Source organism: Flavobacterium sp. DG2-3 (assembly GCF_030730925.1).
Classification (GTDB): domain Bacteria; phylum Bacteroidota; class Bacteroidia; order Flavobacteriales; family Flavobacteriaceae; genus Flavobacterium.
Genome location: NZ_JAVAMB010000009.1, coordinates 114,063 through 138,445, shown reverse-complemented (window position 1 = coordinate 138,445; position 24,383 = coordinate 114,063). Strand labels below are relative to the sequence as shown.

35 protein-coding genes are annotated in these 24,383 nt (G+C 34.7%); 32 read left to right on the top strand and 3 right to left on the bottom strand.

The features are described from left to right. Window positions 1–39: 39 nt before the first annotated feature. From Q9Q97_RS14350 to Q9Q97_RS14340, 3 genes are all read right to left on the bottom strand, one after another. The gene (locus Q9Q97_RS14350) at window positions 40–1,500 is read right to left on the bottom strand and encodes a SusD/RagB family nutrient-binding outer membrane lipoprotein (RefSeq protein ID WP_306158254.1); all 1,461 of its coding nucleotides are present in this window, start codon (window positions 1,498–1,500) and stop codon (window positions 40–42) included. Between the two features lie 11 nt (window positions 1,501–1,511). Further along, entirely contained in the window at window positions 1,512–4,790 is a 3,279-nt protein-coding gene (locus tag Q9Q97_RS14345; protein WP_306158252.1) for a SusC/RagA family TonB-linked outer membrane protein, read from the bottom strand. An 88-nt stretch (window positions 4,791–4,878) separates the two neighbouring features. Further along, window positions 4,879–6,582 carry a hypothetical protein gene (locus Q9Q97_RS14340; protein WP_306158250.1) on the bottom strand — a complete coding sequence of 568 codons (1,704 nt, stop codon included), beginning with the start codon at window positions 6,580–6,582 and terminating at the stop codon, window positions 4,879–4,881. A 167-nt stretch (window positions 6,583–6,749) separates the two neighbouring features. Between Q9Q97_RS14340 and rpsL the strand changes: the two genes are divergently transcribed. The 32 genes from rpsL to rplQ all read left to right on the top strand — a co-directional run bounded on the left by rpsL (window position 6,750) and on the right by rplQ (window position 24,148). Continuing rightward, window positions 6,750–7,133, top strand: coding sequence for a 30S ribosomal protein S12 (gene rpsL / locus Q9Q97_RS14335; RefSeq protein ID WP_007136570.1), 384 nt, complete (start codon window positions 6,750–6,752; stop codon window positions 7,131–7,133). Window positions 7,134–7,157: 24 nt separating this feature from the next. Further along, complete coding sequence (rpsG, locus tag Q9Q97_RS14330; RefSeq protein WP_026727879.1) at window positions 7,158–7,634, top strand: 30S ribosomal protein S7; 477 nt, start codon at window positions 7,158–7,160, stop codon at window positions 7,632–7,634. A gap of 11 nt (window positions 7,635–7,645) precedes the next feature. Next, a complete protein-coding gene (gene fusA, locus Q9Q97_RS14325) occupies window positions 7,646–9,802 on the top strand; it encodes an elongation factor G (protein ID WP_306158244.1) in 2,157 nt (718 codons plus the stop codon). A gap of 11 nt (window positions 9,803–9,813) precedes the next feature. Continuing rightward, complete coding sequence (gene rpsJ, locus Q9Q97_RS14320) at window positions 9,814–10,119, top strand: 30S ribosomal protein S10 (RefSeq protein ID WP_007803605.1); 306 nt, start codon at window positions 9,814–9,816, stop codon at window positions 10,117–10,119. Window positions 10,120–10,516: 397 nt separating this feature from the next. Then, complete coding sequence (gene rplC, locus Q9Q97_RS14315; RefSeq protein WP_008464284.1) at window positions 10,517–11,134, top strand: 50S ribosomal protein L3; 618 nt, start codon at window positions 10,517–10,519, stop codon at window positions 11,132–11,134. After that, on the top strand, window positions 11,134–11,763 hold the full coding sequence (gene rplD / locus Q9Q97_RS14310; RefSeq protein ID WP_111424376.1) for a 50S ribosomal protein L4: 630 nt from the start codon (window positions 11,134–11,136) through the stop codon (window positions 11,761–11,763). The genes rplC and rplD overlap by 1 nt, the downstream gene beginning before the upstream one ends. A 7-nt stretch (window positions 11,764–11,770) precedes the next feature. Continuing rightward, window positions 11,771–12,061, top strand: coding sequence for a 50S ribosomal protein L23 (gene rplW / locus Q9Q97_RS14305; protein ID WP_008464286.1), 291 nt, complete (start codon window positions 11,771–11,773; stop codon window positions 12,059–12,061). Window positions 12,062–12,070: 9 nt separating this feature from the next. Further along, on the top strand, window positions 12,071–12,895 hold the full coding sequence (gene rplB / locus Q9Q97_RS14300) for a 50S ribosomal protein L2 (RefSeq protein ID WP_008464287.1): 825 nt from the start codon (window positions 12,071–12,073) through the stop codon (window positions 12,893–12,895). A gap of 6 nt (window positions 12,896–12,901) precedes the next feature. Next, window positions 12,902–13,180, top strand: a complete 279-nt coding sequence (gene rpsS / locus Q9Q97_RS14295; protein WP_008464288.1) for a 30S ribosomal protein S19 — start codon at window positions 12,902–12,904, stop codon at window positions 13,178–13,180. 8 nt (window positions 13,181–13,188) lie between these two features. Beyond that, on the top strand, window positions 13,189–13,602 hold the full coding sequence (gene rplV / locus Q9Q97_RS14290) for a 50S ribosomal protein L22 (protein ID WP_007803631.1): 414 nt from the start codon (window positions 13,189–13,191) through the stop codon (window positions 13,600–13,602). A gap of 5 nt (window positions 13,603–13,607) precedes the next feature. Beyond that, a complete protein-coding gene (gene rpsC / locus Q9Q97_RS14285) occupies window positions 13,608–14,366 on the top strand; it encodes a 30S ribosomal protein S3 (protein ID WP_008464292.1) in 759 nt (252 codons plus the stop codon). Window positions 14,367–14,385: 19 nt separating this feature from the next. Further along, window positions 14,386–14,811, top strand: a complete 426-nt coding sequence (rplP, locus tag Q9Q97_RS14280) for a 50S ribosomal protein L16 (protein ID WP_008464295.1) — start codon at window positions 14,386–14,388, stop codon at window positions 14,809–14,811. A gap of 12 nt (window positions 14,812–14,823) precedes the next feature. Further along, the gene (rpmC, locus tag Q9Q97_RS14275) at window positions 14,824–15,015 is read left to right on the top strand and encodes a 50S ribosomal protein L29 (protein WP_008464297.1); all 192 of its coding nucleotides are present in this window, start codon (window positions 14,824–14,826) and stop codon (window positions 15,013–15,015) included. Window positions 15,016–15,032: 17 nt separating this feature from the next. Beyond that, complete coding sequence (rpsQ, locus tag Q9Q97_RS14270) at window positions 15,033–15,293, top strand: 30S ribosomal protein S17 (RefSeq protein ID WP_012022485.1); 261 nt, start codon at window positions 15,033–15,035, stop codon at window positions 15,291–15,293. A 2-nt stretch (window positions 15,294–15,295) separates the two neighbouring features. Next, window positions 15,296–15,664 carry a 50S ribosomal protein L14 gene (gene rplN / locus Q9Q97_RS14265; protein WP_007803649.1) on the top strand — a complete coding sequence of 123 codons (369 nt, stop codon included), beginning with the start codon at window positions 15,296–15,298 and terminating at the stop codon, window positions 15,662–15,664. An 11-nt stretch (window positions 15,665–15,675) separates the two neighbouring features. Beyond that, window positions 15,676–15,990, top strand: coding sequence for a 50S ribosomal protein L24 (gene rplX / locus Q9Q97_RS14260; RefSeq protein WP_053470828.1), 315 nt, complete (start codon window positions 15,676–15,678; stop codon window positions 15,988–15,990). A gap of 2 nt (window positions 15,991–15,992) precedes the next feature. Beyond that, the gene (gene rplE / locus Q9Q97_RS14255) at window positions 15,993–16,544 is read left to right on the top strand and encodes a 50S ribosomal protein L5 (protein WP_012022484.1); all 552 of its coding nucleotides are present in this window, start codon (window positions 15,993–15,995) and stop codon (window positions 16,542–16,544) included. A gap of 3 nt (window positions 16,545–16,547) precedes the next feature. Further along, window positions 16,548–16,817, top strand: coding sequence for a 30S ribosomal protein S14 (rpsN, locus tag Q9Q97_RS14250; RefSeq protein WP_008464305.1), 270 nt, complete (start codon window positions 16,548–16,550; stop codon window positions 16,815–16,817). A gap of 77 nt (window positions 16,818–16,894) precedes the next feature. Continuing rightward, window positions 16,895–17,293 carry a 30S ribosomal protein S8 gene (gene rpsH / locus Q9Q97_RS14245; protein WP_008464306.1) on the top strand — a complete coding sequence of 133 codons (399 nt, stop codon included), beginning with the start codon at window positions 16,895–16,897 and terminating at the stop codon, window positions 17,291–17,293. A gap of 19 nt (window positions 17,294–17,312) precedes the next feature. Continuing rightward, window positions 17,313–17,855 carry a 50S ribosomal protein L6 gene (gene rplF, locus Q9Q97_RS14240; RefSeq protein ID WP_306158222.1) on the top strand — a complete coding sequence of 181 codons (543 nt, stop codon included), beginning with the start codon at window positions 17,313–17,315 and terminating at the stop codon, window positions 17,853–17,855. Window positions 17,856–17,866: 11 nt separating this feature from the next. After that, window positions 17,867–18,217, top strand: coding sequence for a 50S ribosomal protein L18 (rplR, locus tag Q9Q97_RS14235; RefSeq protein WP_109190655.1), 351 nt, complete (start codon window positions 17,867–17,869; stop codon window positions 18,215–18,217). A gap of 3 nt (window positions 18,218–18,220) precedes the next feature. Beyond that, window positions 18,221–18,745 (top strand): 30S ribosomal protein S5, encoded by a 525-nt coding sequence (gene rpsE, locus Q9Q97_RS14230; protein ID WP_085949269.1) that lies wholly within the window; start codon window positions 18,221–18,223, stop codon window positions 18,743–18,745. Window positions 18,746–18,755: 10 nt separating this feature from the next. After that, window positions 18,756–18,938, top strand: a complete 183-nt coding sequence (gene rpmD / locus Q9Q97_RS14225; RefSeq protein ID WP_008464315.1) for a 50S ribosomal protein L30 — start codon at window positions 18,756–18,758, stop codon at window positions 18,936–18,938. Window positions 18,939–18,949: 11 nt separating this feature from the next. Beyond that, complete coding sequence (rplO, locus tag Q9Q97_RS14220) at window positions 18,950–19,402, top strand: 50S ribosomal protein L15 (protein ID WP_306158220.1); 453 nt, start codon at window positions 18,950–18,952, stop codon at window positions 19,400–19,402. A gap of 13 nt (window positions 19,403–19,415) precedes the next feature. After that, complete coding sequence (gene secY / locus Q9Q97_RS14215; RefSeq protein WP_007803669.1) at window positions 19,416–20,762, top strand: preprotein translocase subunit SecY; 1,347 nt, start codon at window positions 19,416–19,418, stop codon at window positions 20,760–20,762. Window positions 20,763–20,769: 7 nt separating this feature from the next. Next, complete coding sequence (infA, locus tag Q9Q97_RS14210) at window positions 20,770–20,985, top strand: translation initiation factor IF-1 (RefSeq protein ID WP_007136545.1); 216 nt, start codon at window positions 20,770–20,772, stop codon at window positions 20,983–20,985. 12 nt (window positions 20,986–20,997) lie between these two features. Further along, a complete protein-coding gene (gene ykgO, locus Q9Q97_RS14205) occupies window positions 20,998–21,114 on the top strand; it encodes a type B 50S ribosomal protein L36 (RefSeq protein WP_002987490.1) in 117 nt (38 codons plus the stop codon). 2 nt (window positions 21,115–21,116) lie between these two features. Continuing rightward, window positions 21,117–21,491 (top strand): 30S ribosomal protein S13, encoded by a 375-nt coding sequence (gene rpsM, locus Q9Q97_RS14200; protein WP_008464322.1) that lies wholly within the window; start codon window positions 21,117–21,119, stop codon window positions 21,489–21,491. Window positions 21,492–21,499: 8 nt separating this feature from the next. After that, window positions 21,500–21,883 (top strand): 30S ribosomal protein S11, encoded by a 384-nt coding sequence (gene rpsK, locus Q9Q97_RS14195; RefSeq protein ID WP_026727866.1) that lies wholly within the window; start codon window positions 21,500–21,502, stop codon window positions 21,881–21,883. A gap of 90 nt (window positions 21,884–21,973) precedes the next feature. Continuing rightward, a complete protein-coding gene (gene rpsD / locus Q9Q97_RS14190) occupies window positions 21,974–22,579 on the top strand; it encodes a 30S ribosomal protein S4 (RefSeq protein WP_008464326.1) in 606 nt (201 codons plus the stop codon). 21 nt (window positions 22,580–22,600) lie between these two features. After that, a complete protein-coding gene (locus Q9Q97_RS14185) occupies window positions 22,601–23,593 on the top strand; it encodes a DNA-directed RNA polymerase subunit alpha (RefSeq protein WP_008464329.1) in 993 nt (330 codons plus the stop codon). 63 nt (window positions 23,594–23,656) lie between these two features. Next, a complete protein-coding gene (gene rplQ / locus Q9Q97_RS14180; RefSeq protein ID WP_306158148.1) occupies window positions 23,657–24,148 on the top strand; it encodes a 50S ribosomal protein L17 in 492 nt (163 codons plus the stop codon). Window positions 24,149–24,383: the final 235 nt, after the last annotated feature.

Here is a 24,383-nt window from a genome sequence, read left to right as displayed (position 1 = left end):
CCCAAAATTGAGTGGCTTATTTGTTAAAAAGTTGTTTTCTTAAAATTTATCCCAAAATAATTTAGTTTCAACAGCATCTCCACCAATTGCTTGACTGGCTTCTGTATAACTACTTTTGTTTAACGATTGTTCAATAATAGGATAAGTATATCGTTGCGGAACATCAGAAACTGCATCTGCTGGCGCTACCAAAACTGGATAGTCTAATCTCCTATAGGTTGACCATCCTTCAAACGGATTGTTATAGTATGCGATCCAAGCTTGATGCCCAATTTTTTCTCTCCAATTTCCTGTCGCTGTTGCATATGCGACCTCTGAAGTTGCAAGATAGGTAGTTGCATCTGCTTGTGTGCCGCCCCAGTCCAATATAGAAGCGGTGATGGCAGCATTATAATGTGTCTCCGCGTCTGCAGGTGTTCCATATAATGATCTTTCCGCAGCTTCAGCTAGTAAAAATTCTGCTCCTGCATAATCTAGTATTGTTCCAGGATAATCTGGAACTTGAATTGTTGGAGTGATATGAGTATAATTTGAAAATGTATTACTTGCTCCATATGTTCCTCCAACGTATTCTACTTCTGGAGTAGAAGGGTCATCTAAGTTATTGTCAAAATATTTAGCTCTTCTAGGATCGTTCAATTCATTCATTTTGTCAACCAATGTATTGGCAGGTACAAAATCTGAACGTCCACTTGCAACAAGATCAACATAAAGCGGATTTGTATTTGGTGTTGCGGTTAAATACTTTAAATCTGCATTATCAAGATTAGAAGTAAAAACATTTGGCGCGGCACTAGCTACAGTTGCTTGTGCTAAAGCAGCTTCTGAAGGAATATCAGAAATAGTAATTCCTAATCGTAATTTTAAAGTATTTGCAAATTTTATCCATTTTGATACATCACCATTGTAAATACGATCATTGTCTCCAAAACTTGCTCCAGCAGGATTAAGATTTGCGATTGCTTTATTTAATCTCGAAATTAAATCTTTATAAATAGTTAAACCGTCATCGTATTTTGGAGTTTTATATTGCAGATTTAATGCTTGAGAATATGGAACGTTTCCAAAAGTCTCCACTAATATTGCATAGGTGTAAACATTTAAAACTTCAATGATAGCAAGTTTATTAGGTTTGTTTAAAGGATTTTCTGTAACAGGTACCGGAGTATTATTGATGTTTATGGCACTTTGATCTAAATCCTTCAACACGTCTTTATATAAATATTGCCAGTGTTGTTCAGGAATAGTTCTTGTAACTAAATCATAATTGCTTTCGTCTGTATACACTGTTTCTGTCCAATATTGATTTAATAATCTAAATACATTGTCATTAACATTTGTGCTCATCATTTGATCTACTAAACTTTTTTGAGCACTTGTAAATAAAGCTTCGCCAGGAACGACTGACGGATCTTTTACGTTTGTGTTTAAATTTTCTATGTCATCAGAGCATGAGATCAACAGAGCTGTGGTGAATAGAAGTAAGAATATTTTTTTCATGATTTCTTGTTTTAGAATTGGATTTTGACGTTGAAACTTACATCTCTTGTAGATGGTAATGATCCTGTTGAGTATCCTTGTAAATTACCTGCTCCTAGTCCTGATTCTGGATCTGCATCTGGTAAGTTTTTATGTATTATCCATAGATTTGTTCCAACAAGGCTAAATGTAACTCCGTTCATAAAAGTGTTTTTTAAAACCCTTTCGCTAAGAGAGTATGAAATTGAAGTTTGTCTTAGTTTGATATAACTAGCATCATAAACAAATGCTTCGTCTGGTAAACCTCTTCTATATCCTTGTGCTCCAAAACGGCTGGCTTCAATTCTCGTTGTATTTGTACTTCCGTCAGGATTTACTCCCGGATTTATAAAACCACCACTGTCACTTCCAGAAGTTAAAGGATCTCTTATAGGATTTCCTAGTTCGTTTATAAAAGCGGTGTCATCAGGCAAACCTGTTGCTAGTCCATAATAACGGTCTAGTGAAAAGATTTGTCCGCCTTTTTGCATATCAATCAAAAATTCAAAAGAGAAGTTTTTGTATGTAAATTTGTTATTTAAACCTCCTGTCCACTCAGGGTTTGCATTTCCAATAACATTATCAGAAGTCGAAGTTTTAATGTATTGACCATTATCAGGATCAACAACTCTTTGACCATTTAGATAGGTGTATTGAGTTCCGTAGATAACTCCATATGGTTGGCCAACCTGAGCATTAATAGTAACTCCTCCCTGGAAAGAACCTAATTGAAGATTGTCAATTCCATCCAAAAGTTCTACTACTTTATTTCTGTTTCTTGCCCAGTTTAAATTGATATCCCATGAAAAATTTTCCGTTTTAACAGGAGTTCCGTTCAATGAAACCTCGACTCCTTGATTTTGGATTTCTCCAGCATTAATTAATTCATATAAATAACCAGTTGAAGAAGTTAATCTTAAAGGTATGATTTGGTCTATTGAATTAGATTTGTAATAAGAAACGTCAAGTCCTAATCTCTTTTTGAAAAATGATAACTCTACACCCGCTTCATAACTCTTAGTACGCTCTGGTTTTAAGTTTGGATTGTTTTTAGTGTCTTTTACAGATGCAGATGAAGCTCCAAAAGCTGTATTTACTGCATAGGTATCCAAGATTCTGTCAAAACCTGGGCTATTTCCAACTTCTGCATAATTAAGTCTTACTTTACCAAAAGAAAGCCAATCAGCTTTTACAAATTTGGAAAACACAAAACTGGTTGAAACAGAAGGGTAGTAGTAAGAGCTGTTAGCTTCAGGTAGCGTAGAAGAATGATCTCTTCTTATTGTCCCTTCAAGGAATAAGTAATCGTCATATCCGAAAGAGGCACTTGCATAAAGACCGTCAACACCGATTGATTCGTCTCTTTCTATTGGAGCTAGCATTGGAGCAGCCGTATTTTGTAAGGAATATAAACCTGCAATTGCAAGTCCTCCATTTGTTGCGGCCCATATAGAGTTGTAGTAGCTTCTTCTTATGTTTACACCGGCAACTCCTTTTAAGTTAAGTTTTGTTGTTAAATCTACATTATAGTTTAACATGAAGTCATAATTGTATTCGCTAAATCCAATATTTTTTCTAGAATATCCTGATGGAGCAGGACTTCTATTTGTACTTCCGTCACCACCGCCAGTTCCGATTCCGAAATTTGAAGGTACACTTCCTACAGCTCTTCTTTCTTCTTGTAGTTCATCATAAGTATCAACAGACATTCTGCCGTAAGCATCTAACCAGTCTGTAATTTTGTAATTTAAAGAGACATTACCAATAAATCTGTTTCTGCTGTCAGATTCGTAATTTTCATAACGCTGGAAATATGGATTGTCCCAGAAAATCGGAGTAGGATTTGTAGTTGAATTTGGATTCCAAGATACATTTCTTCCTGTTAGTTCGTAAGCTTGTCTAAGTCCTTTTATGTCAACGTTAGTTTGCCACCATTGTCTAAAATTCCCAGCAATATTATCATTATAACCTGTGTTATTTCTACCAATAGTACTTGTTCTGGTAAAGTTTCCGTAACCTGCAACAGTCAGTCTGTCGTTGATTAATGTTGAAGCGTTTAACGTTATTGTATTTCTTTTTAATGTACTATTTGGTAAAAGACCTTGCTGGTCAAGATTGTTTATTCCCAATCTTAAATATCCATTTTCAAGACCTTTATCTATAGAGATAGCATTTGTTAGCGCTACTGGTTTCTCAAAAAAGGTAATAGGTCCGTTTTTTGCTGCCGTCCAAGGTGTGGCTTTCATGTAGTTTGGAGATTCTGGGTAAAATGCATCCCATTGATAGACCATTAAACTAGGATCAAATCTTGCTCCATAAGAGGCGTCCTCTGTTAGTGGAGTAACATAATCAAGAACACCGTCGCCATTAATGTCTTGACGATCTAGATAAGAATCTTCGTCTGGTCCATAATAAGGACCATAACCACCGCCATATTGGTTTTGATATTTTATAAATGTGCTTTTGTCAACTGAACCGGTAGTAATACCTGAGTTAACGGTAATAGAAAAGCCTTTCGCTTTTTTGTTTCCTTTTTTGGTTGTAATTACTACAACACCATTTGCGGCTCTTGAGCCATACAAGGCACTTGCGGCGGATCCTTTAAGTACGTTTATAGACTCGATGTCTTCTGGATTTATATCAGAAGCTGCACTTCCATAATCGTAACCAGATCCAGATTGCTCCTGATCTCTTGAGTTCGAATTATTGTTGCTTACCGGAACTCCATCAATAACAAACAAGGCTTGGTTGTTTCCTGTTAACGATGAATTTCCTCTAATTACAATATTTGTCGAACCCCCAAAATTTGTAGTTCTTTTGACTTGTACACCAGAAACTTTTCCTGAGATTGCATTTACGAAGTTGTCACTTTTAACAGCTGCTAAATTTTCTCCTTTTACTTCTTGCGTTGCGTATCCTAGAGATTTTTTTTCTCTCGAAAGTCCAAGAGCTGTTACTACAACACCTTCCAGTTGCATTGTGTCTCCTGAAAGTTTAGTATTGATTTGAGTTGAACTTGCAGTTACCTCTTGAGATCTCATTCCGATGTAGCTGAACACTAATACCTGATTTGGTGAAGCCTTAAGGGAATATTTTCCATCAAAATCTGTTTGAGCACTGTTTTTAGTTCCCTTGACTAATACACTTACGCCAGGTAGTGGCATTCCTGCATCGTCGGTCACAGTTCCCGAGACAGTTCGTTCTTGCGCAAAGGTTAGTTGCGCGATTAGTACTATAAAAAGCACTAAAAATCCGTTAAACTTTGGTTTCATAATTAATAATTATTTTGAATTAGTATTACTAATCTCATAATTATTTGTTAATATTCCAACTTTTTATTTAAGGTTTTTTTAACTAAGCTTAAAATTTAACATTATAACAAATGTTTAAAATACTGTTATAAAATTTGATTTCCCCTTTGTTTGCAGAGCCATTCGCAAGTTGAATTTTTAATAATCCACCCTTAGTAAGTAATCCTAATCCTACGCCAAAAGATAATACATTTCTTACTTTTTTATTAAAGGTCTGATCTTGATAAATGCCATAATCTAAAATTGAATGAACATAAAAATTAGAAGTGGGTAAGTATCGATATTCTGTAAGAAGTAGATTGGCATAATTTGCCTGTAAACTATTTTCTGAGAAGCCTCTAATTGAGTTCATTCCTCCAAATCGAAATAATTCGTTGGTGATGTAATTCTTGCTTTGTAAATAGTAGTTTTGCGAATTTAAATAAACATAATTCTTTTTGTTTAACTCAAAATTGTAGGCCACATTTAACAATGCTAATAATTGTTTGCTAGATCCTGCTGTTTCTGCATCATTAGGAGTTTCTCTTTTGCCATATCCTATTGTAGCATTAATTGTAGCTTTTGTTGAAAAAAGATTTTCACTTTCCAGTATTTTATAATCATAGCTAGAAGTGAGGTAAGAGTTGTTGAAGTCGCTTAAACTGCTGTTGTTAGTGTTTTGGATATCACTTGACTCTGTTGATTGATAGCCTAAGTAAAGTTTTGAATTGTAGTTTAAATAATACCCAAGGTTGATGTCTGTTTTAGTGTTTTGAAAAGTGCTGTCTTGCTTGAAGATATTTAATTGTGCTTTTATTCCAAGAGAAGATTGAAATAAATATGGAATTTCTATTTTGGTATTAAAAGTTTTTTGGTCATTTCCATCACTTTTCCAGTATAATGAAAACTTTTCACCAGCTCTTAATGTATTTACGAGGGTAATGTCTAAGTAGCCATTTAGCTTTAATTTTTTGTTTTCATCATTAGAAAATCCAATGTAGCCATCAAAAGTATTCGCTTTTCTTTTTTCCAAGTACGTATATATTTTTGTTGAATCTTGGGTAAATAAAATTTCGGGATATTTGGGTTGTGCGATAAATTCAAAACTTCCAATATCATTATATAGTTTTTGAGTTATTTCCTGATTAAAGGTTTTGTTTATATATTTCTTATTTAGCTGTTTAAGAGCTCCTTTTGGGAAATAGTCTTTAGTGTCTGGATTTGTGTAATTTATAATAATCGAACTTATCGTTCTTTTCTTTTCAGTGTTTAAATTTAAGTTGGCATAAATTATAGAATTTTTACGTCTGATATTTTCGAGTTTTATTTTTGTAAAAGCAAATCCTTTTTTTTCATTGTTTAATACTTTTTGATTTAAGAAATTTTCGAGTTCTGAATAAGGAATTACGATGCTGTCATTTGCAGATATCTTAGAATCAAAACTATCGATATTTCTTCCTATATATATATGTATATATTTTATTTGCTTTTTTAAATCGAATAGTGCATTGTAAGTCGAGTCATTTGTTTTTTTTATTTCTAAAGTTTGCAAATCCAAGTAGCCTAAATTGGATATTTTTTTTTCAGTGTTTTTTATTTCTTTAAGTAATGATGTTACGTCTTTATGCTTGGGGCTGTAATTTACAGAATCGATAATTTGAGTCTGAGTTTTGTTTGTTCCCTGTATTTTTAAATAAAAAGTTTGTGCAAAACCAGAATAACTTGCGAAACAGAGTAATATGTAAAAAAGATGTTTCAAAGTAGAATATTTCATTCGTTAAATGTAAAGCAAATATCTGTTGTTTGATTGAAAAATGAAAAGGCTAAATAATGATATTGAAAATTAATGATTTAACGTTTGTATACTGAAAAATATTTTATACATTTGCAACCCCGTAAAAAGCGGGAATTTAATAAACATAATAATTTTTAGTATTAATTATGCCAACAATTCAACAATTAGTAAGAACAGGAAGAACTCAGATCACTAAGAAGAGTAAATCGGTTGCTTTAGATTCTTGTCCTCAAAGAAGAGGGGTTTGTACGCGTGTTTACACTACTACACCAAAAAAACCAAACTCTGCAATGCGTAAAGTTGCGCGTGTACGTTTGACAAATGGTAATGAGGTGAATGCTTACATCCCAGGAGAAGGACATAATCTACAAGAGCACTCGATAGTATTAGTGCGAGGTGGAAGGGTAAAAGATTTACCAGGTGTTAGATATCACATCGTTCGTGGAGCGCTTGATACGTCAGGTGTTGCAGGAAGAACGCAAAGAAGATCTAAGTACGGTGCTAAACGCCCAAAAGAAGCAAAAAAGTAATTTAAAAACTTTTAAGAAAAAGACATGAGAAAAAGAGCGGCAAAGAAAAGACCACTTTTACCAGATCCAAGATTTAATGATCAATTGGTAACACGTTTTGTAAACAACTTAATGTGGGACGGTAAGAAGTCTACAGCTTTTAAAGTTTTTTATGATGCTATTGATATCATTGAAACTAAAAAACAAAATGATGAAAAAACTTCATTAGAAATCTGGAAAGATGCTTTAACAAACGTTATGCCTCACGTAGAAGTACGTAGCCGTAGAGTTGGTGGAGCTACATTCCAAATTCCAATGCAGATTCGTCCAGATAGAAAAATTTCTATGGCGATGAAATGGTTGATTCTTTATTCAAGAAGAAGAAACGAAAAATCTATGGCACAACGTTTAGCTTCTGAGTGTTTAGCTGCTGCTAAAGAAGAAGGTGCTGCGGTTAAGAAAAGAATGGATACTCACAAAATGGCAGAAGCTAATAAAGCATTCTCTCACTTTAGATTTTAATTCGTAAAGAAATGGCTAGAGATTTAAAATATACAAGAAATATCGGGATTGCTGCTCACATTGATGCTGGTAAAACAACAACAACTGAGCGTATTCTTTTTTATACTGGAAAATCGCACAAAATTGGTGAGGTTCACGATGGAGCTGCAACAATGGACTGGATGGCACAAGAGCAAGAAAGAGGTATTACAATTACTTCTGCTGCTACAACTTGTACTTGGAACTTTCCAACGGAGCAAGGTAAAGTTCTTCCAGAATCATTACCATACCACTTTAATATTATTGATACTCCTGGGCACGTTGACTTTACTGTAGAGGTAAACCGTTCTTTGCGTGTACTTGATGGTTTAGTTTTCTTGTTTAGTGCTGTTGATGGTGTTGAGCCTCAGTCAGAAACTAACTGGAGACTTGCAGATCAATACAGAGTTCCTCGTATGGGATTCGTAAACAAAATGGACCGTCAGGGTTCAAACTTTTTAGGAGTTTGTGGTCAGGTAAAAGATATGTTGAAATCGAATGCGGTTGCAATTACTTTGCCTATTGGTGATGAGGCTGATTTCAAAGGAATCGTTGACTTAGTGAAAAATCAAGCTATTGTATGGCATGATGAAACTCAAGGAGCTACTTTTGATATTGTTGATATCCCAGCTGATATGGTTGATGATGTTAAGCATTACCGTTCTATTCTTATCGAAGAAATTGCTACTTATGATGAAAATCTTTTAGATAAGTACATGGAAGATGAGAACTCTATTACAGAGGAAGAAATCAATAACGCTTTAAGAGCTGCAACAATCGACATGGCAATCATTCCTATGCTTGCTGGATCTTCTTTCAAAAACAAAGGAGTTCAATTTATGTTAGATGCAGTTTGTAAATATTTACCATCTCCTTTAGATAAAGAAGGTATTGAAGGTATTCATCCTGATGATGCTGATTTATTAGAAGAAGATCAAACTAAAATCTTGCGTAAGCCAGATGTAAAAGAGCCATTCGCTGCTTTAGCATTTAAAATTGCTACAGACCCATTCGTAGGTCGTTTAGCTTTCTTTCGTGCTTACTCTGGTCGTTTAGATGCTGGTTCTTATGTTTTAAATACTCGTTCTGGTAATAAAGAGAGAATTTCTCGTATTTACCAAATGCACGCTAACAAACAAAATCCAATCGAATTTATTGAGGCTGGAGATATTGGGGCTGCAGTAGGATTTAAAGATATCAAAACAGGAGATACTTTATGTGATGAAAAGAATCCAATTATCTTGGAGTCTATGAAATTCCCAGATCCTGTAATTGGTATTGCTATTGAGCCTAAAACTAAAGCTGACGTTGATAAAATGGGTATGGCTTTGGCTAAATTAGCTGAAGAGGATCCAACATTTACAGTTAGAACTGACGAGGCTTCTGGTCAAACTATTATCTCTGGTATGGGTGAGCTTCACTTAGATATCTTAGTTGATCGTATGAAGCGTGAGTTTAAAGTAGAGGTTAATCAAGGTGAGCCACAAGTAGAGTACAAAGAGGCATTTACAAGATCTGCTCAACATAGAGAAACTTACAAAAAACAATCTGGAGGTCGTGGTAAATTCGGTGATATCGTATTTAGAATCGAGCCTGCTGATGAAGTTGATGGAAAAGTTCCTGTTGGATTACAGTTCGTAAATGAAGTAAAAGGAGGTAACGTTCCTAAAGAATATATTCCTGCTGTTGAAAAAGGTTTCCGTGAAGCTATGAAAACTGGACCTTTAGCTGGATATGCTGTGGATAGTTTAAAAGTTACTTTATTGGATGGATCTTTCCACCCTGTGGATTCTGATGCTCTTTCTTTTGAATTAGCTGCTAGAATGGGGTATAAAGAATCTGGAAAAGCTGCTGGAGCTGTTGTCTTGGAGCCAATCATGAAAATCGAAGTTATTACTCCAGAAGAAAATATGGGTGATATCGTAGGTGACTTGAACCGTCGTAGAGGTCAGGTTAATGATATGGGTGATAGAAACGGAGCGAAAACTATTAAGGCAGATGTGCCATTGGCTGAGATGTTTGGATATGTTACTACATTGAGAACATTGTCATCTGGTAGAGCAACGTCTACAATGGAGTTTTCTCACTATGCAGAAACGCCTTCTAATATTTCAGAAGCGGTAATTAAAAAAGCAAAAGGTAACGCTTAATTCTTAAGAAAATGAGTCAAAAAATCAGAATAAAACTAAAATCTTACGATCACATGTTGGTAGATAAATCTGCTGAAAAGATCGTAAAAACAGTAAAAACTACTGGAGCGGTTGTAACAGGTCCTATTCCGTTGCCAACTCACAAAAAACTTTTCACTGTATTACGTTCTCCGCACGTTAACAAAAAAGCGAGAGAGCAATTTGAAGTAATGTCATACAAGAGATTGATTGATATTTATTCATCTTCATCTAAAACTATTGATGCTTTAATGAAACTTGAATTGCCAAGTGGAGTTGAAGTAGAGATTAAAGTATAATTTTTTTTATATTTTTTTTATATAAAAAGCGAGACATTTTTTGTCTCGCTTTTTTTGTTTTTAGAAGTTGTTTTGGTTTGTAAATTTTAACGTGTTTTTATTTTTTTATTTTTTATAAAGTCCTTTGTTTTAAGGTGGTTTGAGTGTTTTTTGTTATGTTTTTATTGTTTAATTGTTAAGGTGAAAAGTGTTGGCGAATTGAAAATTATGCCTTAAATTTTGGTGTGCAGGAGGTGTGTTTTCTTGCTGTTTTGATCGTTGGATTTTGATTATGAGCGATTTAATTTTTGTAACTGTTTGGTATATTCAATTTTAATATCTACTTTTGCACTCCCTGTTTGGAAATTTCTGTTATTTTCAAATTGAAGGGAATTTTAGTAATTAATAATTAATATTTATGTCTGGGTTAATTGGTAAGAAAATCGGCATGACTAGTATTTTCGATGAAAACGGGAAAAACATTCCTTGTACAGTAATCGAAGCTGGACCATGCGTTGTTACCCAAGTCAGAACCAACGAGGTTGACGGGTATGAAGCGTTGCAACTTGGTTTCGATGACAAAAACGAGAAACATTCTACTAAAGCGGCTTTAGGTCACTTTAAAAAAGCTGGAACTGTTGCTAAGAAAAAAGTCGTTGAATTCCAAGATTTTGCAACTGAACAAAAATTAGGAGATCTTATTGATGTTACTATTTTTGAAGAAGGAGAATTTGTAGATGTACAAGGTGTGTCTAAAGGTAAAGGTTTCCAAGGTGTTGTTAAGCGTCACGGTTTTGGTGGTGTTGGACAAGCTACTCATGGTCAGCACAACCGTTTAAGAGCGCCAGGTTCTGTAGGAGCTTCTTCTTATCCATCTAGAGTATTCAAAGGAATGCGTATGGCTGGAAGAATGGGAGGAGAAAATGTAAAAGTTCAAAACCTTAGAGTTTTAAAAGTAGTTGCTGAAAAGAATCTACTTGTTGTTAAAGGATGTGTTCCTGGACACAAAAACTCTTATGTAATCATTCAGAAGTAATGGAAGTAAAAGTATTAGATTTCAACGGAAAAGATACTGGAAGAAAAGTTCAACTTTCTGATTCAGTATTCGCAATTGAGCCAAACAATCACGCTGTATATCTTGATGTTAAGCAATATCTTGCTAATCAAAGACAAGGTACTCATAAAGCTAAAGAAAGAGCTGAAGTAACAGGAAGTACACGTAAGATTAAAAAACAAAAAGGAACTGGTACTGCTCGTGCAGGAAGTGTTAAGAGTCCATTGTTTAAAGGTGGTGGAACAGTTTTCGGACCAAGACCAAGAAGTTATTCATTTAAATTGAATAAAGGATTGAAGAGATTGGCTAGAAAATCAGCTTTCTCAATCAAAGCAAAAGAGTCAAATATCGTAGTTTTAGAAGACTTTAATTTTGAAGCGCCAAACACTAAAAATTTCATTAACGTTTTGAAAGCTTTAGGGTTAGAGAATAAAAAATCTTTATTTGTGTTGGGTGAGTCAAATAAAAACGTATATTTGTCGTCACGTAATTTAAAGGCTTCAAACGTCGTAACTAGCTCAGAATTAAGCACTTACGCAATATTAAACGCTAATAATTTAGTGCTTTTGGAAGGTTCTTTAGAGTTAATTGAAGAAAATTTAAGTAAATAATAGGAATATGAGCATCATTATTAGACCTATAGTAACGGAAAAAGTAACCAAAGAAAGTGAAGTTCTAAACCGCTTCGGATTCGTAGTTAACAAAAAAGCAAACAAAGTTGAGATTAAGAAAGCTGTTGAGGCTGCTTATGGAGTAACTATCGTTTCTGTTAACACAATGAATGTGAGACCAGATAGATCTACTAAATACACTAAAAGTGGTTTAATCAGTGGAAAGACAAATGCATACAAAAAAGCAATTGTTCAAGTACAAGAAGGAGAAACAATTGATTTTTACAACAATATCTAAGATAGAAAAATGTCAGTAAGAAAATTAAAACCTATTACCCCGGGTCAGCGATTTAGAGTTGTGAATGGTTATGACGCTATTACAACTGATAAGCCGGAACGCTCTTTGATAGCGCCGATAAAAAACTCAGGAGGTAGAAATAGTCAAGGAAAGATGACCATGCGTTATACGGGTGGTGGTCACAAGCAGAGATATCGTATTATTGATTTCAAAAGAACTAAAGATGGAATTCCAGCTACAGTGAAATCAATTGAATACGATCCAAATCGTACTGCATTTATCGCTTTATTAGCTTACGCTGATGGAGAGAAAACTTATATTATCGCTCAAAACGGATTGAAAGTTGGTCAGAAATTAGTTTCTGGGCCAGAGTCTCAACCAGAGATTGGTAATACTTTACCTTTAAGCAGAATTCCTCTTGGAACTGTTATATCTTGTATTGAGTTACGTCCAGGACAAGGAGCTGTTATCGCTCGTTCAGCTGGAACTTTTGCTCAGTTAATGGCAAGAGACGGGAAATACGCAACAATTAAAATGCCATCTGGAGAGACAAGATTAATCTTGTTAACATGTTCGGCTACAATTGGAGCTGTTTCTAACTCTGACCACCAATTAGTTGTATCTGGAAAAGCAGGTAGAACAAGATGGTTAGGAAGAAGACCTAGAACTAGACCAGTAGCGATGAACCCAGTTGATCACCCTATGGGAGGTGGTGAAGGACGTTCTTCTGGAGGGCACCCACGTTCAAGAAACGGATTGCCAGCTAAAGGTTACAGAACTCGTTCTAAGAAAAACCCGAGTAACAAGTATATCGTAGAACGTAGAAAGAAATAATAAGATATGGCACGTTCATTAAAAAAAGGACCTTTCGTTCATTATAAATTAGATAAGAAAGTTCAAGAAAACGTAGAGAGTGGTAAAAACGCAGTAGTTAAGACTTGGTCTAGAGCTTCTATGATTACTCCAGATTTCGTTGGACAAACAATCGCAGTTCATAACGGTCGTCAATTTGTACCAGTTTACGTTACAGAAAACATGGTAGGTCACAAATTAGGAGAGTTTTCGCCAACTAGATCTTTTAGAGGTCATGCTGGAGCAAAAAATAAAGGTAAAAAATAAAAGAAGCAATGGGAGTTCGTAAAAGAGAAACAGCAGATGCGAGAAAAGAGGCTAATAAGTCTATCGCTTTCGCAAAATTGAATAACTGCCCTACTTCACCTAGAAAAATGCGCTTAGTAGCGGACTTGGTAAGAGGTCAGAAGGTAGAAAGAGCACTTAACATTTTAAGATTCAGTTCTAAAGAAGCTTCAAGAAAATTAGAAAAACTATTATTATCTGCAATCAACAACTGGGAGCAAAAAAATAGTGAAGGTAATTTAGAAGAAGCTGGATTATTTGTTAAAGAGATCAGAGTAGATGGTGGAATGATGTTAAAAAGACTTCGTCCAGCTCCACAAGGTCGTGCACACAGAATAAGAAAACGTTCTAATCACGTTACAATCGTGCTTGGAGCTATCAATAACACACAAAGCAATTCTTAAGCAGCATGGGACAAAAGACAAATCCAATTGGAAATAGACTTGGTATCATCAGAGGATGGGACTCAAACTGGTATGGTGGAAATGATTACGGCGATAAATTAGCTGAGGATCACAAAATCAGAAAGTATATCCATGCTCGTTTATCAAAAGCTAGTGTATCTAAAGTAATCATCGAGAGAACTTTAAAGCTTGTAACCGTTACTATCACTACTGCTAGACCTGGTATCATTATCGGAAAAGGTGGACAAGAGGTAGACAAGTTAAAAGAGGAACTTAAGAAAGTTACTGATAAAGAGGTTCAAATTAACATCTTTGAAATTAAAAGACCTGAGTTAGATGCTTATCTTGTGGCTACAAGCATCGCTCGTCAAATCGAAAGCCGTATTTCTTACAGACGTGCAATCAAAATGGCTATTGCTGCTTCTATGCGTATGAACGCTGAAGGTATCAAAGTTTTGATTTCTGGTCGTTTGAATGGTGCTGAGATGGCGCGTTCAGAAGGTTTCAAAGAAGGTAGAATTCCTCTATCAACTTTCAGAGCTGATATCGATTATGCTCTTGCTGAAGCTCATACTACTTACGGTAGAATGGGAATTAAAGTATGGATCATGAAAGGTGAAGTTTACGGTAAGAGAGAGCTTTCTCCACTTGCTGGAATGGACAAAAAACAATCTGGTACAGGTGGTGGTAAAGGTGGAGATGCTCCTAGAGGCAAATCTAACTTTAACAAAGGCGGTAAACCAGACGCTCGTAAAAGAAAGTAAATTTTTAAACTAAAGAAAAATGTTACAGCCTAAAAGAACAAAATACCGTAAGGTACAAAAAGGTAGAATGAAAGGTAACTCTCAAAGAGGGCATGAACTTTCAAATGGAATGTTTGGTATTAAATCTGTACATGAAGATGGAATGTTCTTAACATCTCGTCAAATCGAAGCTGCACGTATCGCTGCAACTCGTTACATGAAGAGAGAGGGACAATTATGGATTAAAATTTTCCCAGACAAACCTATTACTAAGAAACCTCTTGAAGTACGTATGGGTAAAGGTAAAGGAGCAGTTGAGTATTGGGCTGCTGTTGTTAAACCAGGAAGAATTATGTTTGAAGTTGGAGGAGTTCCATTGTCAGTTGCAAAAGAGGCTTTACGCCTTGCAGCTCAAAAACTTCCAGTAAAAACTAAGTTCGTCGTTGCTAGAGATTTCGAAGCATAATTTATATTTATTATGAAACAATCAGAAATAAAAGATCTTTCTGCAGCGGAGTTGCAAGAAAAGCTTAGTCAAACTAAGAAAGTATATGCTGACCTAAAAATGGCTCACGCTATTTCTCCAATTGCTAACCCACTTCAAATTAGAAGCGTTAGAAGAACAGTTGCAAGATTAGCTACAGAGTTAACTAAAAGAGAGTTACAATAATTGTATTCTGCTGAAAGATGGAAGAAAAAAGAAATTTAAGAAAAGAAAGAATAGGTGTTGTTACTTCAAATAAGATGGATAAATCTATCGTTATTTCTGAAGTAAGAAAAGTAAAACACCCATTATACGGTAAGTTCGTGTTGAAAACTAAGAAATATGTTGCACACGACGAAACAAACGACTGTAACATTGGAGATACTGTAAGAATTAGCGAAACGCGTCCTTTAAGTAAAACAAAATGTTGGAGATTAGTTGAAATCTTAGAAAGAGCTAAATAATTATGGTACAACAAGAATCAAGACTAAAAGTAGCAGATAACACGGGAGCTAAAGAAGTTTTAACTATTCGTGTTTTAGGAGGTACTAAAAGAAGATATGCCTCTGTTGGTGACAAAATTGTAGTTTCTATCAAAGATGCAACTCCAAACGGAAACGTGAAAAAAGGAGCTGTTTCAACTGCAGTTGTTGTACGTACTAAAAAAGAAGTGAGAAGAGCTGATGGTTCTTATATCCGTTTCGATGACAATGCATGTGTTCTTTTGAATGCTGCAGGGGAAATGAGAGGAACTCGTGTTTTTGGTCCGGTAGCAAGAGAACTTCGTGAAAAACAATTCATGAAAATTGTATCATTAGCACCAGAAGTGCTTTAATTCGTTTTAAGATGATAAAGCTAAAAATAAAATCAGGAGATATCGTAAGAGTTATTGCTGGAGACCATAAAGGTGCTGAAGGTAAAGTTTTACGTGTTTACCGTGAAAAAAACAAAGCGATAGTTGAAGGTGTGAACTTGGTTTCAAAACACACTAAACCAAGTGCTAAAAACCCTCAAGGTGGTATCGTTAAGAAAGAAGCTTCTATTCAAATTTCTAACATTTCTCTAATTGATCCTAAGACTAAGGAAACAACTAGAGTAGGTATTAGAGTAGAAGGAGATAAGAAAGTAAGATTTTCAAAAAAATCTAATCAAGTACTATAGTAATGGCATATACACCTAGACTAAAAGAAGAATATAAGAGTAGAGTGATCTCTGCTCTTAAAGAAGAGTTCGGATATACAAACGTAATGCAAGTTCCAAAACTTGAAAAAATCGTTTTGAGCCGTGGAGTTGGTGCAGCTGTATCTGATAAAAAACTTATTGACTATGCAGTTGATGAGTTGACAAAGATCACTGGACAAAAAGCAGTATCTACAATTTCTAAGAAAGACGTTGCGTCTTTCAAATTAAGAAAAGGGATGCCTATTGGAGCAAAAGTAACTTTACGTGGAGAAAGAATGTATGAGTTTTTAGATAGACTTATTACTTCTGCTTTACCGCGTGTTAGAGACTTTGGTGGTATTAAAGCTACTGGTTTCGACGGAAGAGGTAACTACAATCTTGGAGTTTTAGAGCAAATCATTTTCCCAGAAATTGATATTGACAAAGTAAACAAAATTTCAGGAATGGATATTACTTTTGTTACTACTGCAAAAACAGACAAAGAGGCAAAGTCATTATTGGCTGAATTAGGATTACCTTTTAAAAAGAATTAAGACATGGCTAAAGAATCAATGAAAGCCCGCGAGGTGAAAAGAGAGAAAACGGTAGCTAAGTATGCTGAGAAGAGAAAAGCTTTATTGGAAGCTGGAGACTACGAAGGTTTACAAAGATTACCTAAAAATGCTTCACCAGTTCGTTTACACAATCGTTGTAAATTAACAGGTAGACCTAGAGGTTATATCCGTCAATTCGGTATTTCACGTGTAACTTTCCGTGAAATGGCTAACAATGGATTAATTCCTGGTGTGAAAAAAGCCAGCTGGTAATTTAAAAAGTTTATAAATTGATTAAAGGTTCAGGAGGCAGAGTGCTTCCTGAAAACCATAATCGCAATCAAATACATATGTATACAGATCCTATTGCAGATTATTTGACTAGAGTTCGTAATGCTGTGGCTGCAAACCACAAAGTTGTTGAAATTCCAGCTTCTAATCTTAAAAAAGAAATAACTAAGATCTTATTTGATCAAGGTTATATCTTAAGTTACAAATTTGAGCAGAACACCGTTCAAGGTTCTATCAAAATTGCTTTGAAGTATGATAAAGATACTAAAGAGCCTGTAATTAAAGATATCCAAAGAATTAGTAAACCTGGTTTACGTAAATATGCAGGTGCTGCCAAATTACCAAGAATCCTTAACGGATTAGGAATTGCAATTGTTTCTACATCAAAAGGTCTTATGACTGGAAAACAAGCGAAACAATTAAATGTAGGTGGTGAAGTAATTTGTTACGTATACTAATTTTTAAAGACTAAATAAGATGTCAAGAATAGGTAAAAGTCCAATTGTAATCCCTGCTGGTGTAACTGTTGAAGTTAACGAAGGTGTTATTACAGTAAAAGGAAAGAAAGGTCAGCTTACTCAGGAGTTTTCGGACGTAACTGTAAAAGTTGAAGGTGATCAAATCGTTGTAGAGAGATCGTCTGATTATAAAGACCAAAGAGCAAAACACGGATTATACAGATCTTTAATCAATAACATGATTATTGGTGTATCTGAAGGTTTTACAAAAGAACTTGAATTAGTTGGAGTTGGTTATAGAGCTTCAAACCAAGGACAAAAGTTAGATTTAGCTCTTGGATATTCACACAATATTGTTTTGGAAATTGCTCCAGAAGTAAGCTTAGAAACAATATCTGAAAAAGGAAAGAATCCTATCGTAAAATTAACATCATTTGATAAACAACTTTTAGGTCAGGTTGCTGCGAAAATCAGAGGTTTCCGTAAGCCAGAGCCATATAAAGGAAAAGGTGTTAAATTTGTAGGTGAAGTATTAAGAAGAAAAGCAGGTAAATCAGCTTAAAACATAAGATTATGTCATTAACAAAATCTGAAAGAAGACAGAGAATTAAATTCAGAATTAGAAAATCGGTTAGTGGTTCTGCTGCAAGACCTAGACTTTCTGTATTTAGAAGTAATAAAGAAATTTACGCTCAAATCATTGATGATGTAAATGGAGTTACTATATTAGCTGCATCTTCGAGAGAAAAAGAAATAGGAAAAGGTACTAACGTTGAAATCGCTGCTGCTGTTGGAAAACTAGTTGCTGAGAAAGCGTTAAAAGCTGGGATTGATACCATCACTTTTGATAGAGGTGGATATTTATATCACGGTCGTATTAAATCATTAGCAGAAGGCGCAAGAGCCGCTGGACTTAAATTCTAATATATTATGTCTAAATACAAAAATGTAGAATTGGTAAAACCTAGTGGTCTTGAATTAAAAGATCGTCTAGTTAGTGTTAATCGTGTTACTAAAGTTACAAAAGGTGGTAGAGCTTTCGGTTTTTCTGCTATTGTAGTTGTAGGTGATGAAAATGGAGTAGTTGGTCATGGATTAGGAAAATCTAAAGACGTTTCTGAAGCAATTGCGAAAGCAGTAGAAGATGCTAAGAAAAACTTAGTTAGAATTCCTTTGAACGGACAATCTGTTCCTCACGAACAAAAAGGTAAATTTGGTGGTGCGCGTGTATTCTTAATTCCTGCATCTCATGGTACAGGAGTTATTGCTGGTGGAGCTGTTCGTTCAGTTCTTGAGTCAGTAGGTATCCACGATGTATTGTCTAAATCTCAAGGATCATCAAATCCACATAACGTAGTAAAAGCAACTTTTGATGCTTTATTGCAAATGAGAAGCGCTCATACTGTTGCAAAACAAAGAGGTGTTTCTTTAGAAAAAGTTTTTAAAGGTTAATTAGGAAATTATGGCTAAATTATTAGTAAAACAAGTAAGAAGCAAAATCAACTGCCCTCTTTCTCAAAAGAGAGGTTTAGAAGCTTTAGGTCTACGTAAAATTGGACAAGTTGTGGAGCATGAGTCAAATCCTGCTATCCTTGGGATGATAAACAAAGTTAAACACTTAGTTTCTGTTGAAGAAGCTAAATAACAAATACTGTTATGAATTTAAGTAACTTACAGCCTGCTGAAGGATCTACACACAATCAAAATAAAAGATTAGGTAGAGGAGAAGGCTCTGGAAAAGGTGGTACCGCTGCAAGAGGACACAAAGGAGCTAAATCTCGTTCTGGTTATTCTAAAAAGATTGGTTTCGAAGGAGGGCAAATGCCACTTCAAAGACGTGTACCTAAGTTTGGTTTCAAAAACATCAATCGTAAAGAATACGAAGGTGTTAATTTAGATACTCTTCAATTATTAGTTGACAATGGTGCAATTACTGATTCTGTTTCTATGACAGATTTCGTAGCAAATCGTCTAGCTTCTAAAAATGAAATCGTTAAGATTTTAGGTAGAGGAGAATTGAAAGCAAAATTAAAAGTAACTGCCCACAAATTTACTGCTACTGCAAAAGCTGCTATCGAAGCTGCTGGAGGAGAAGCTGTAACTATATAACTTATCTATTAAGATGAAGAAATTTATTGAATCAATAAGTAATGTTTGGAAAATCGAAGAACTAAAGAATAGAATCTTAATTACTTTAGGATTACTTTTAGTATATCGTTTTGGAGCACACGTTACGCTTCCTGGAATTGACGCAACGCAATTGACTGGTTTAGCGGGACAAACTAAAAATGGTCTAGGATCTATTCTAGACATGTTCACCGGGGGTGCTTTCTCTAAGGCTTCAGTTTTTGCCTTAGGTATCATGCCTTATATTTCTGCGTCTATTGTTGTTCAGTTAATGGGGATTGCGATTCCATATTTACAAAAACTTCAAAATGATGGGGAAAGTGGTAGAAAAAAGATTAATCAAATCACTCGTTGGTTGACAATCGCTATCACATTGGTTCAAGGTCCAACTTATATCTATAATTTATACAGAACATTGCCTAGTAATGCATTTTTGCTAGGCTTTAATTCACCTGAATTTTTGTTCTCGTCAGTTATCATTTTAGTTACTGGTACAATTTTTGCTATGTGGCTTGGTGAGAAAATTACAGATAAAGGTATTGGAAATGGTATTTCATTGTTAATTATGGTTGGTATTTTAGCACGTTTACCGCAAGCTTTTATTCAAGAGTTTACAACACGTGTTACCAATAACAATGGAGGTCCAATGTTATTAGTTATTGAAATTATTGTGTGGCTGTTAGTTATCATTTCTTGTGTATTGCTTACAATGGCAGTACGTAGAATCCCGGTTCAGTATGCTCGTCGTACAACAACTGGAGATTACGAACAAGATTTAGCAGGTGGTAATAGACAATGGATTCCTCTAAAGCTTAATGCATCTGGAGTTATGCCAATCATTTTTGCTCAGGCAATTATGTTTATCCCTGCAGCGGTGGCTGGATTGTCTAAATCAGATACATCACAATCTATTGTTGGTGCATTTAGTAATATGTTTGGTTTCTGGTATAATTTTGTTTTTGCAACTTTAATTATTGTATTTACATTCTTTTATACTGCAATCACCGTTCCTACTAACAAAATGGCTGATGATTTAAAAAGAAGCGGTGGTTTTATTCCAGGCGTTCGTCCGGGAGCAGAAACTTCTGATTTCCTTGATAAAGTGATGTCTTTAATAACTTTCCCAGGATCTTTATTCCTTGCTTTGATTGCTGTGTTCCCAGCTATTGTTGTAAGTATTATGGATGTACAACAATCTTGGGCAATGTTTTTTGGAGGTACCTCTTTAATAATTATGGTTGGTGTTGCAATAGATACTATTCAACAGATCAATTCATACTTGTTAAATAAACATTATGATGGTTTAATGAAGACTGGTAAAAATAGAAAAGCGGTAGCTTAATATATTTATGGCAAAACAATCAGCAATAGAACAAGACGGATCAATTATAGAAGCATTATCTAATGCAATGTTCCGTGTAGAGTTAGAAAATGGACATATTGTAATTGCTCATATTTCTGGTAAAATGCGAATGCATTACATCAAATTATTACCTGGTGATAAAGTGAAACTAGAAATGAGTCCTTACGATTTGTCAAAAGCAAGAATTACTTATCGATATTAAAGGATATTCACTATGAAAGTTAGAGCATCAGTAAAAAAGAGAAGTGCCGAGTGCATTATCGTGCGTAGAAAAGGGAGACTGTACGTAATAAACAAAAAGAATCCTAGATTTAAACAAAGACAAGGATAATTATGGCAAGAATAGCAGGGGTAGATATCCCAAAAAACAAAAGAGGTGTTATTGCACTTACCTACATCTTCGGATTAGGAAAAAGTAGAGCTATTGAGATTTTAGAAAAAGCTCAAGTAAGCCAAGATAAAAAAGTTCAAGATTGGAATGACGACGAAATCGGAGCAATTCGTGAAGCTGTTTCTTTTTATAAAATTGAAGGAGAATTACGTTCTGAAATTTCTTTAAACATTAAACGTTTAATGGATATCGGTTGTTACAGAGGTATTCGTCACAGATCTGGTCTTCCATTAAGAGGACAAAGAACTAAAAACAACTCAAGAACAAGAAAAGGTAAAAGAAAAACTGTTGCTAACAAGAAAAAAGCAACTAAATAATAAGTAATATGGCTAAAGCAACTGCAAAAAAACGTAAAGTTATCGTTGAATCAACGGGTGAGGCTCATATTTCTGCCACTTTTAATAACATTATTATTTCTTTAACTAATAAGAAAGGTGAAGTTATCTCTTGGTCTTCAGCTGGTAAAATGGGTTTCAGAGGTTCTAAAAAGAATACTCCTTACGCAGCTCAAATGGCAGCAGAAGATTGTGCTAAAGTAGCACTTGAGGCTGGATTGAAAAAAGTGAAAGTTTATGTAAAAGGACCAGGAAACGGACGTGAATCTGCTATCCGTTCTATTCATAACGGTGGAATTGAAGTTACTGAAATTATTGATGTTACTCCAATGCCGCACAACGGATGTCGTCCTCCAAAAAGACGTAGAGTTTAATTTTATTTATTTATAGTATAAACAAGGTAGAGCAAGATTATCGAAGGATTAGACCTGAATTCATAATTTCTACCTTAAATTTTTTTTAAAATGGCAAGATATACTGGTCCTAAAACCAAAATCGCTCGTAAATTTGGCGAGGCAATCTTCGGAGATGATAAATCTTTCGAAAAAAGAAATTACCCACCTGGACAACACGGGATGGCTAAAAAAAGAGGAAAAAAATCTGAGTACGCTGTTCAGTTAATGGAAAAGCAAAAAGCTAAATATTCTTATGGAATTTTAGAAAAACAATTCAGAAATTTATTCGAAAAAGCATCAGCTACTAAAGGAGTTACTGGTGAAGTTTTATTACAATTATGCGAAGCAAGATTGGATAATGTTGTTTTTAGAATGGGAATTGCTCCATCTAGAAGAGGTGCGCGTCAAATCGTTTCTCACAGACACATTACTGTAAATGGAGAGGTTGTTAATATTCCTTCTTACCACCTTAAGCCTGGTGATAAAGTTGCAGTTCGTGAAAAATCTAAATCTTTAGAAGCTATCGAACGTTCTTTATCAAATTCAAGTCATGTTTATGAATGGATTACTTGGAACAATGATCTTAAAGAAGGAACTTTCGTTTCTGTACCTGCAAGACTTCAGATTCCAGAAAACATTAAAGAACAATTAATCGTAGAGTTGTACAACAAATAATAATTGACTTAGTCGAAATTTATGGCAATATTTAATTTTCAAAAGCCCGATAAAGTTATCATGATCGATTCAACCGATTTTGAAGGTAAATTTGAGTTTAGACCTTTAGAACCTGGTTACGGATTGACAGTTGGTAATGCACTTAGAAGAGTTTTGCTTTCAGCGTTAGAAGGTTATGCAATTACATCTGTTCGTATCGAAGGTGTAGATCATGAGTTTTCTACTATTTCAGGTGTTGTTGAGGACGTTACAGAAATTATCCTTAATCTTAAACAAGTACGTTTCAAACGTCAGATTGAAGATATCGATAATGAATCAGTTACTATTTCTGTTTCAGGTAAAGACCAATTGACAGCAGGTGATTTCCAGAAATTTATTTCAGGTTTCCAAGTTTTGAATCCAGACCTTGTTATCTGTAATTTAGATTCTAAAATCAAATTGAACTTCGATTTAACAATCGAAAAAGGTAGAGGATACGTTCCTGCTGAAGAGAACAAAAAACAGAATGCTGCAATTGGAACGATTTTTACAGATTCTATTTTTACTCCGGTAAAAAATGTAAAATATGCAATCGAAAATTTCCGTGTAGAGCAAAAAACAGATTACGAAAAATTAGTTTTTGAAATCAAAACTGATGGATCTATTAATCCAAAAGATGCTCTTACTGAAGCTGCTAAAGTTTTAATTCACCATTTCATGTTGTTTTCTGATGAAAGAATTACACTTGAGGCTGACGAAATTGCACAAACAGAATCGTATGATGAAGAGTCATTGCATATGAGACAATTGCTTAAAACTAAGCTTGTTGATATGGATTTATCTGTGAGAGCATTAAATTGCTTGAAAGCGGCTGAAGTTGATACACTTGGTGATTTAGTATCGTTCAATAAAAATGACCTAATGAAATTCCGTAATTTCGGTAAAAAATCTTTAACTGAACTTGATGAACTTGTTGCAGTTAAGAATTTAACTTTCGGAATGGATTTAGCTAAATACAAATTAGATAAAGAATAAACCACTTCGTATTTTGCTCTCCAAAGAGGATAGTAGCAAGATGAAGGTTTTAAAAAACACGTCATGAGACACGGAAAAAAAATCAATCACTTAAGCAGACAGACTGGACATAGAAAAGCTATGTTGGCTAATATGGCTTGTTCTCTTATCGAGCACAAACGTATTAACACTACTGTTGCTAAAGCTAAAGCGCTTAAACAATTTGTTGAGCCTTTAATCACAAAGTCAAAAGAAGATACGACTCACAATCGTCGTATTGTTTTTGCTTACTTACGTAGCAAATATGCAGTAACTGATTTGTTCAGAGATGTAGCTGCTAAAGTTGGTGACCGTCCAGGAGGATACACTCGTATCATTAAAGTTGGAAATCGTTTGGGAGATAACGCTGATATGGCGATGATCGAACTTGTTGACTTCAATGAACTTTACAACGGAGGTAAAAAAGAAGTTAAAAAAGCTAAAAGCCGTCGTGGTGGTAAAGCTAAAAAAGCTGAAACTGCTGCTCCAGAAGCTCCTGCTGCTGAAACAGAAACGACTACTGAAGCTTCTGAATAATTATGAGAGTAATCATTCTATAATATTAAAGGATAAACTAATTTTTAGTTTATCCTTTTTTTTTGATTTTTTTAAAGCTGAAAAAATGTAACTTATTTAAAATGATCGGTTTTATTTTTACGATTGAAAGTTTTAAAAAATCTTGGAAGGGCTCTCTTAAAGAAGTAAATTTGCAAAATATCTAATTATACTTAAAACCGTTTATTTTGGTTTTATAACTTGATAAAAAAAACAA

Excerpts from the sequence above, each read along its gene's own strand:
- rplP (WP_008464295.1), top strand. The coding sequence starts at position 14,386 with ATGTTACAGCCTAAAAGAACAAAATACCGTAAGGTACAAAAAGGTAGA.
- infA (WP_007136545.1), top strand. The coding sequence starts at position 20,770 with ATGGCAAAACAATCAGCAATAGAACAAGACGGATCAATTATAGAAGCA.
- rplR (WP_109190655.1), top strand. The coding sequence starts at position 17,867 with ATGTCATTAACAAAATCTGAAAGAAGACAGAGAATTAAATTCAGAATT.
- rpsD (WP_008464326.1), top strand. The coding sequence starts at position 21,974 with ATGGCAAGATATACTGGTCCTAAAACCAAAATCGCTCGTAAATTTGGC.
- rpsL (WP_007136570.1), top strand. The coding sequence starts at position 6,750 with ATGCCAACAATTCAACAATTAGTAAGAACAGGAAGAACTCAGATCACT.
- Q9Q97_RS14340 (WP_306158250.1), bottom strand. The coding sequence starts at position 6,582 with ATGAAATATTCTACTTTGAAACATCTTTTTTACATATTACTCTGTTTC.
- rpmC (WP_008464297.1), top strand. The coding sequence starts at position 14,824 with ATGAAACAATCAGAAATAAAAGATCTTTCTGCAGCGGAGTTGCAAGAA.
- rpsN (WP_008464305.1), top strand. The coding sequence starts at position 16,548 with ATGGCTAAAGAATCAATGAAAGCCCGCGAGGTGAAAAGAGAGAAAACG.
- rpsG (WP_026727879.1), top strand. The coding sequence starts at position 7,158 with ATGAGAAAAAGAGCGGCAAAGAAAAGACCACTTTTACCAGATCCAAGA.
- fusA (WP_306158244.1), top strand. The coding sequence starts at position 7,646 with ATGGCTAGAGATTTAAAATATACAAGAAATATCGGGATTGCTGCTCAC.
- secY (WP_007803669.1), top strand. The coding sequence starts at position 19,416 with ATGAAGAAATTTATTGAATCAATAAGTAATGTTTGGAAAATCGAAGAA.
- rpsH (WP_008464306.1), top strand. The coding sequence starts at position 16,895 with ATGTATACAGATCCTATTGCAGATTATTTGACTAGAGTTCGTAATGCT.
- rpmD (WP_008464315.1), top strand. The coding sequence starts at position 18,756 with ATGGCTAAATTATTAGTAAAACAAGTAAGAAGCAAAATCAACTGCCCT.
- rpsQ (WP_012022485.1), top strand. The coding sequence starts at position 15,033 with ATGGAAGAAAAAAGAAATTTAAGAAAAGAAAGAATAGGTGTTGTTACT.
- rpsM (WP_008464322.1), top strand. The coding sequence starts at position 21,117 with ATGGCAAGAATAGCAGGGGTAGATATCCCAAAAAACAAAAGAGGTGTT.
- rplC (WP_008464284.1), top strand. The coding sequence starts at position 10,517 with ATGTCTGGGTTAATTGGTAAGAAAATCGGCATGACTAGTATTTTCGAT.
- rplQ (WP_306158148.1), top strand. The coding sequence starts at position 23,657 with ATGAGACACGGAAAAAAAATCAATCACTTAAGCAGACAGACTGGACAT.
- rpsJ (WP_007803605.1), top strand. The coding sequence starts at position 9,814 with ATGAGTCAAAAAATCAGAATAAAACTAAAATCTTACGATCACATGTTG.
- ykgO (WP_002987490.1), top strand. The coding sequence starts at position 20,998 with ATGAAAGTTAGAGCATCAGTAAAAAAGAGAAGTGCCGAGTGCATTATC.
- rplX (WP_053470828.1), top strand. The coding sequence starts at position 15,676 with ATGATAAAGCTAAAAATAAAATCAGGAGATATCGTAAGAGTTATTGCT.
- rplW (WP_008464286.1), top strand. The coding sequence starts at position 11,771 with ATGAGCATCATTATTAGACCTATAGTAACGGAAAAAGTAACCAAAGAA.
- rplE (WP_012022484.1), top strand. The coding sequence starts at position 15,993 with ATGGCATATACACCTAGACTAAAAGAAGAATATAAGAGTAGAGTGATC.
- Q9Q97_RS14345 (WP_306158252.1), bottom strand. The coding sequence starts at position 4,790 with ATGAAACCAAAGTTTAACGGATTTTTAGTGCTTTTTATAGTACTAATC.
- rplB (WP_008464287.1), top strand. The coding sequence starts at position 12,071 with ATGTCAGTAAGAAAATTAAAACCTATTACCCCGGGTCAGCGATTTAGA.
- rpsS (WP_008464288.1), top strand. The coding sequence starts at position 12,902 with ATGGCACGTTCATTAAAAAAAGGACCTTTCGTTCATTATAAATTAGAT.
- Q9Q97_RS14350 (WP_306158254.1), bottom strand. The coding sequence starts at position 1,500 with ATGAAAAAAATATTCTTACTTCTATTCACCACAGCTCTGTTGATCTCA.
- rplD (WP_111424376.1), top strand. The coding sequence starts at position 11,134 with ATGGAAGTAAAAGTATTAGATTTCAACGGAAAAGATACTGGAAGAAAA.
- rplO (WP_306158220.1), top strand. The coding sequence starts at position 18,950 with ATGAATTTAAGTAACTTACAGCCTGCTGAAGGATCTACACACAATCAA.
- rplV (WP_007803631.1), top strand. The coding sequence starts at position 13,189 with ATGGGAGTTCGTAAAAGAGAAACAGCAGATGCGAGAAAAGAGGCTAAT.
- Q9Q97_RS14185 (WP_008464329.1), top strand. The coding sequence starts at position 22,601 with ATGGCAATATTTAATTTTCAAAAGCCCGATAAAGTTATCATGATCGAT.
- rpsK (WP_026727866.1), top strand. The coding sequence starts at position 21,500 with ATGGCTAAAGCAACTGCAAAAAAACGTAAAGTTATCGTTGAATCAACG.
- rpsC (WP_008464292.1), top strand. The coding sequence starts at position 13,608 with ATGGGACAAAAGACAAATCCAATTGGAAATAGACTTGGTATCATCAGA.
- rplN (WP_007803649.1), top strand. The coding sequence starts at position 15,296 with ATGGTACAACAAGAATCAAGACTAAAAGTAGCAGATAACACGGGAGCT.
- rplF (WP_306158222.1), top strand. The coding sequence starts at position 17,313 with ATGTCAAGAATAGGTAAAAGTCCAATTGTAATCCCTGCTGGTGTAACT.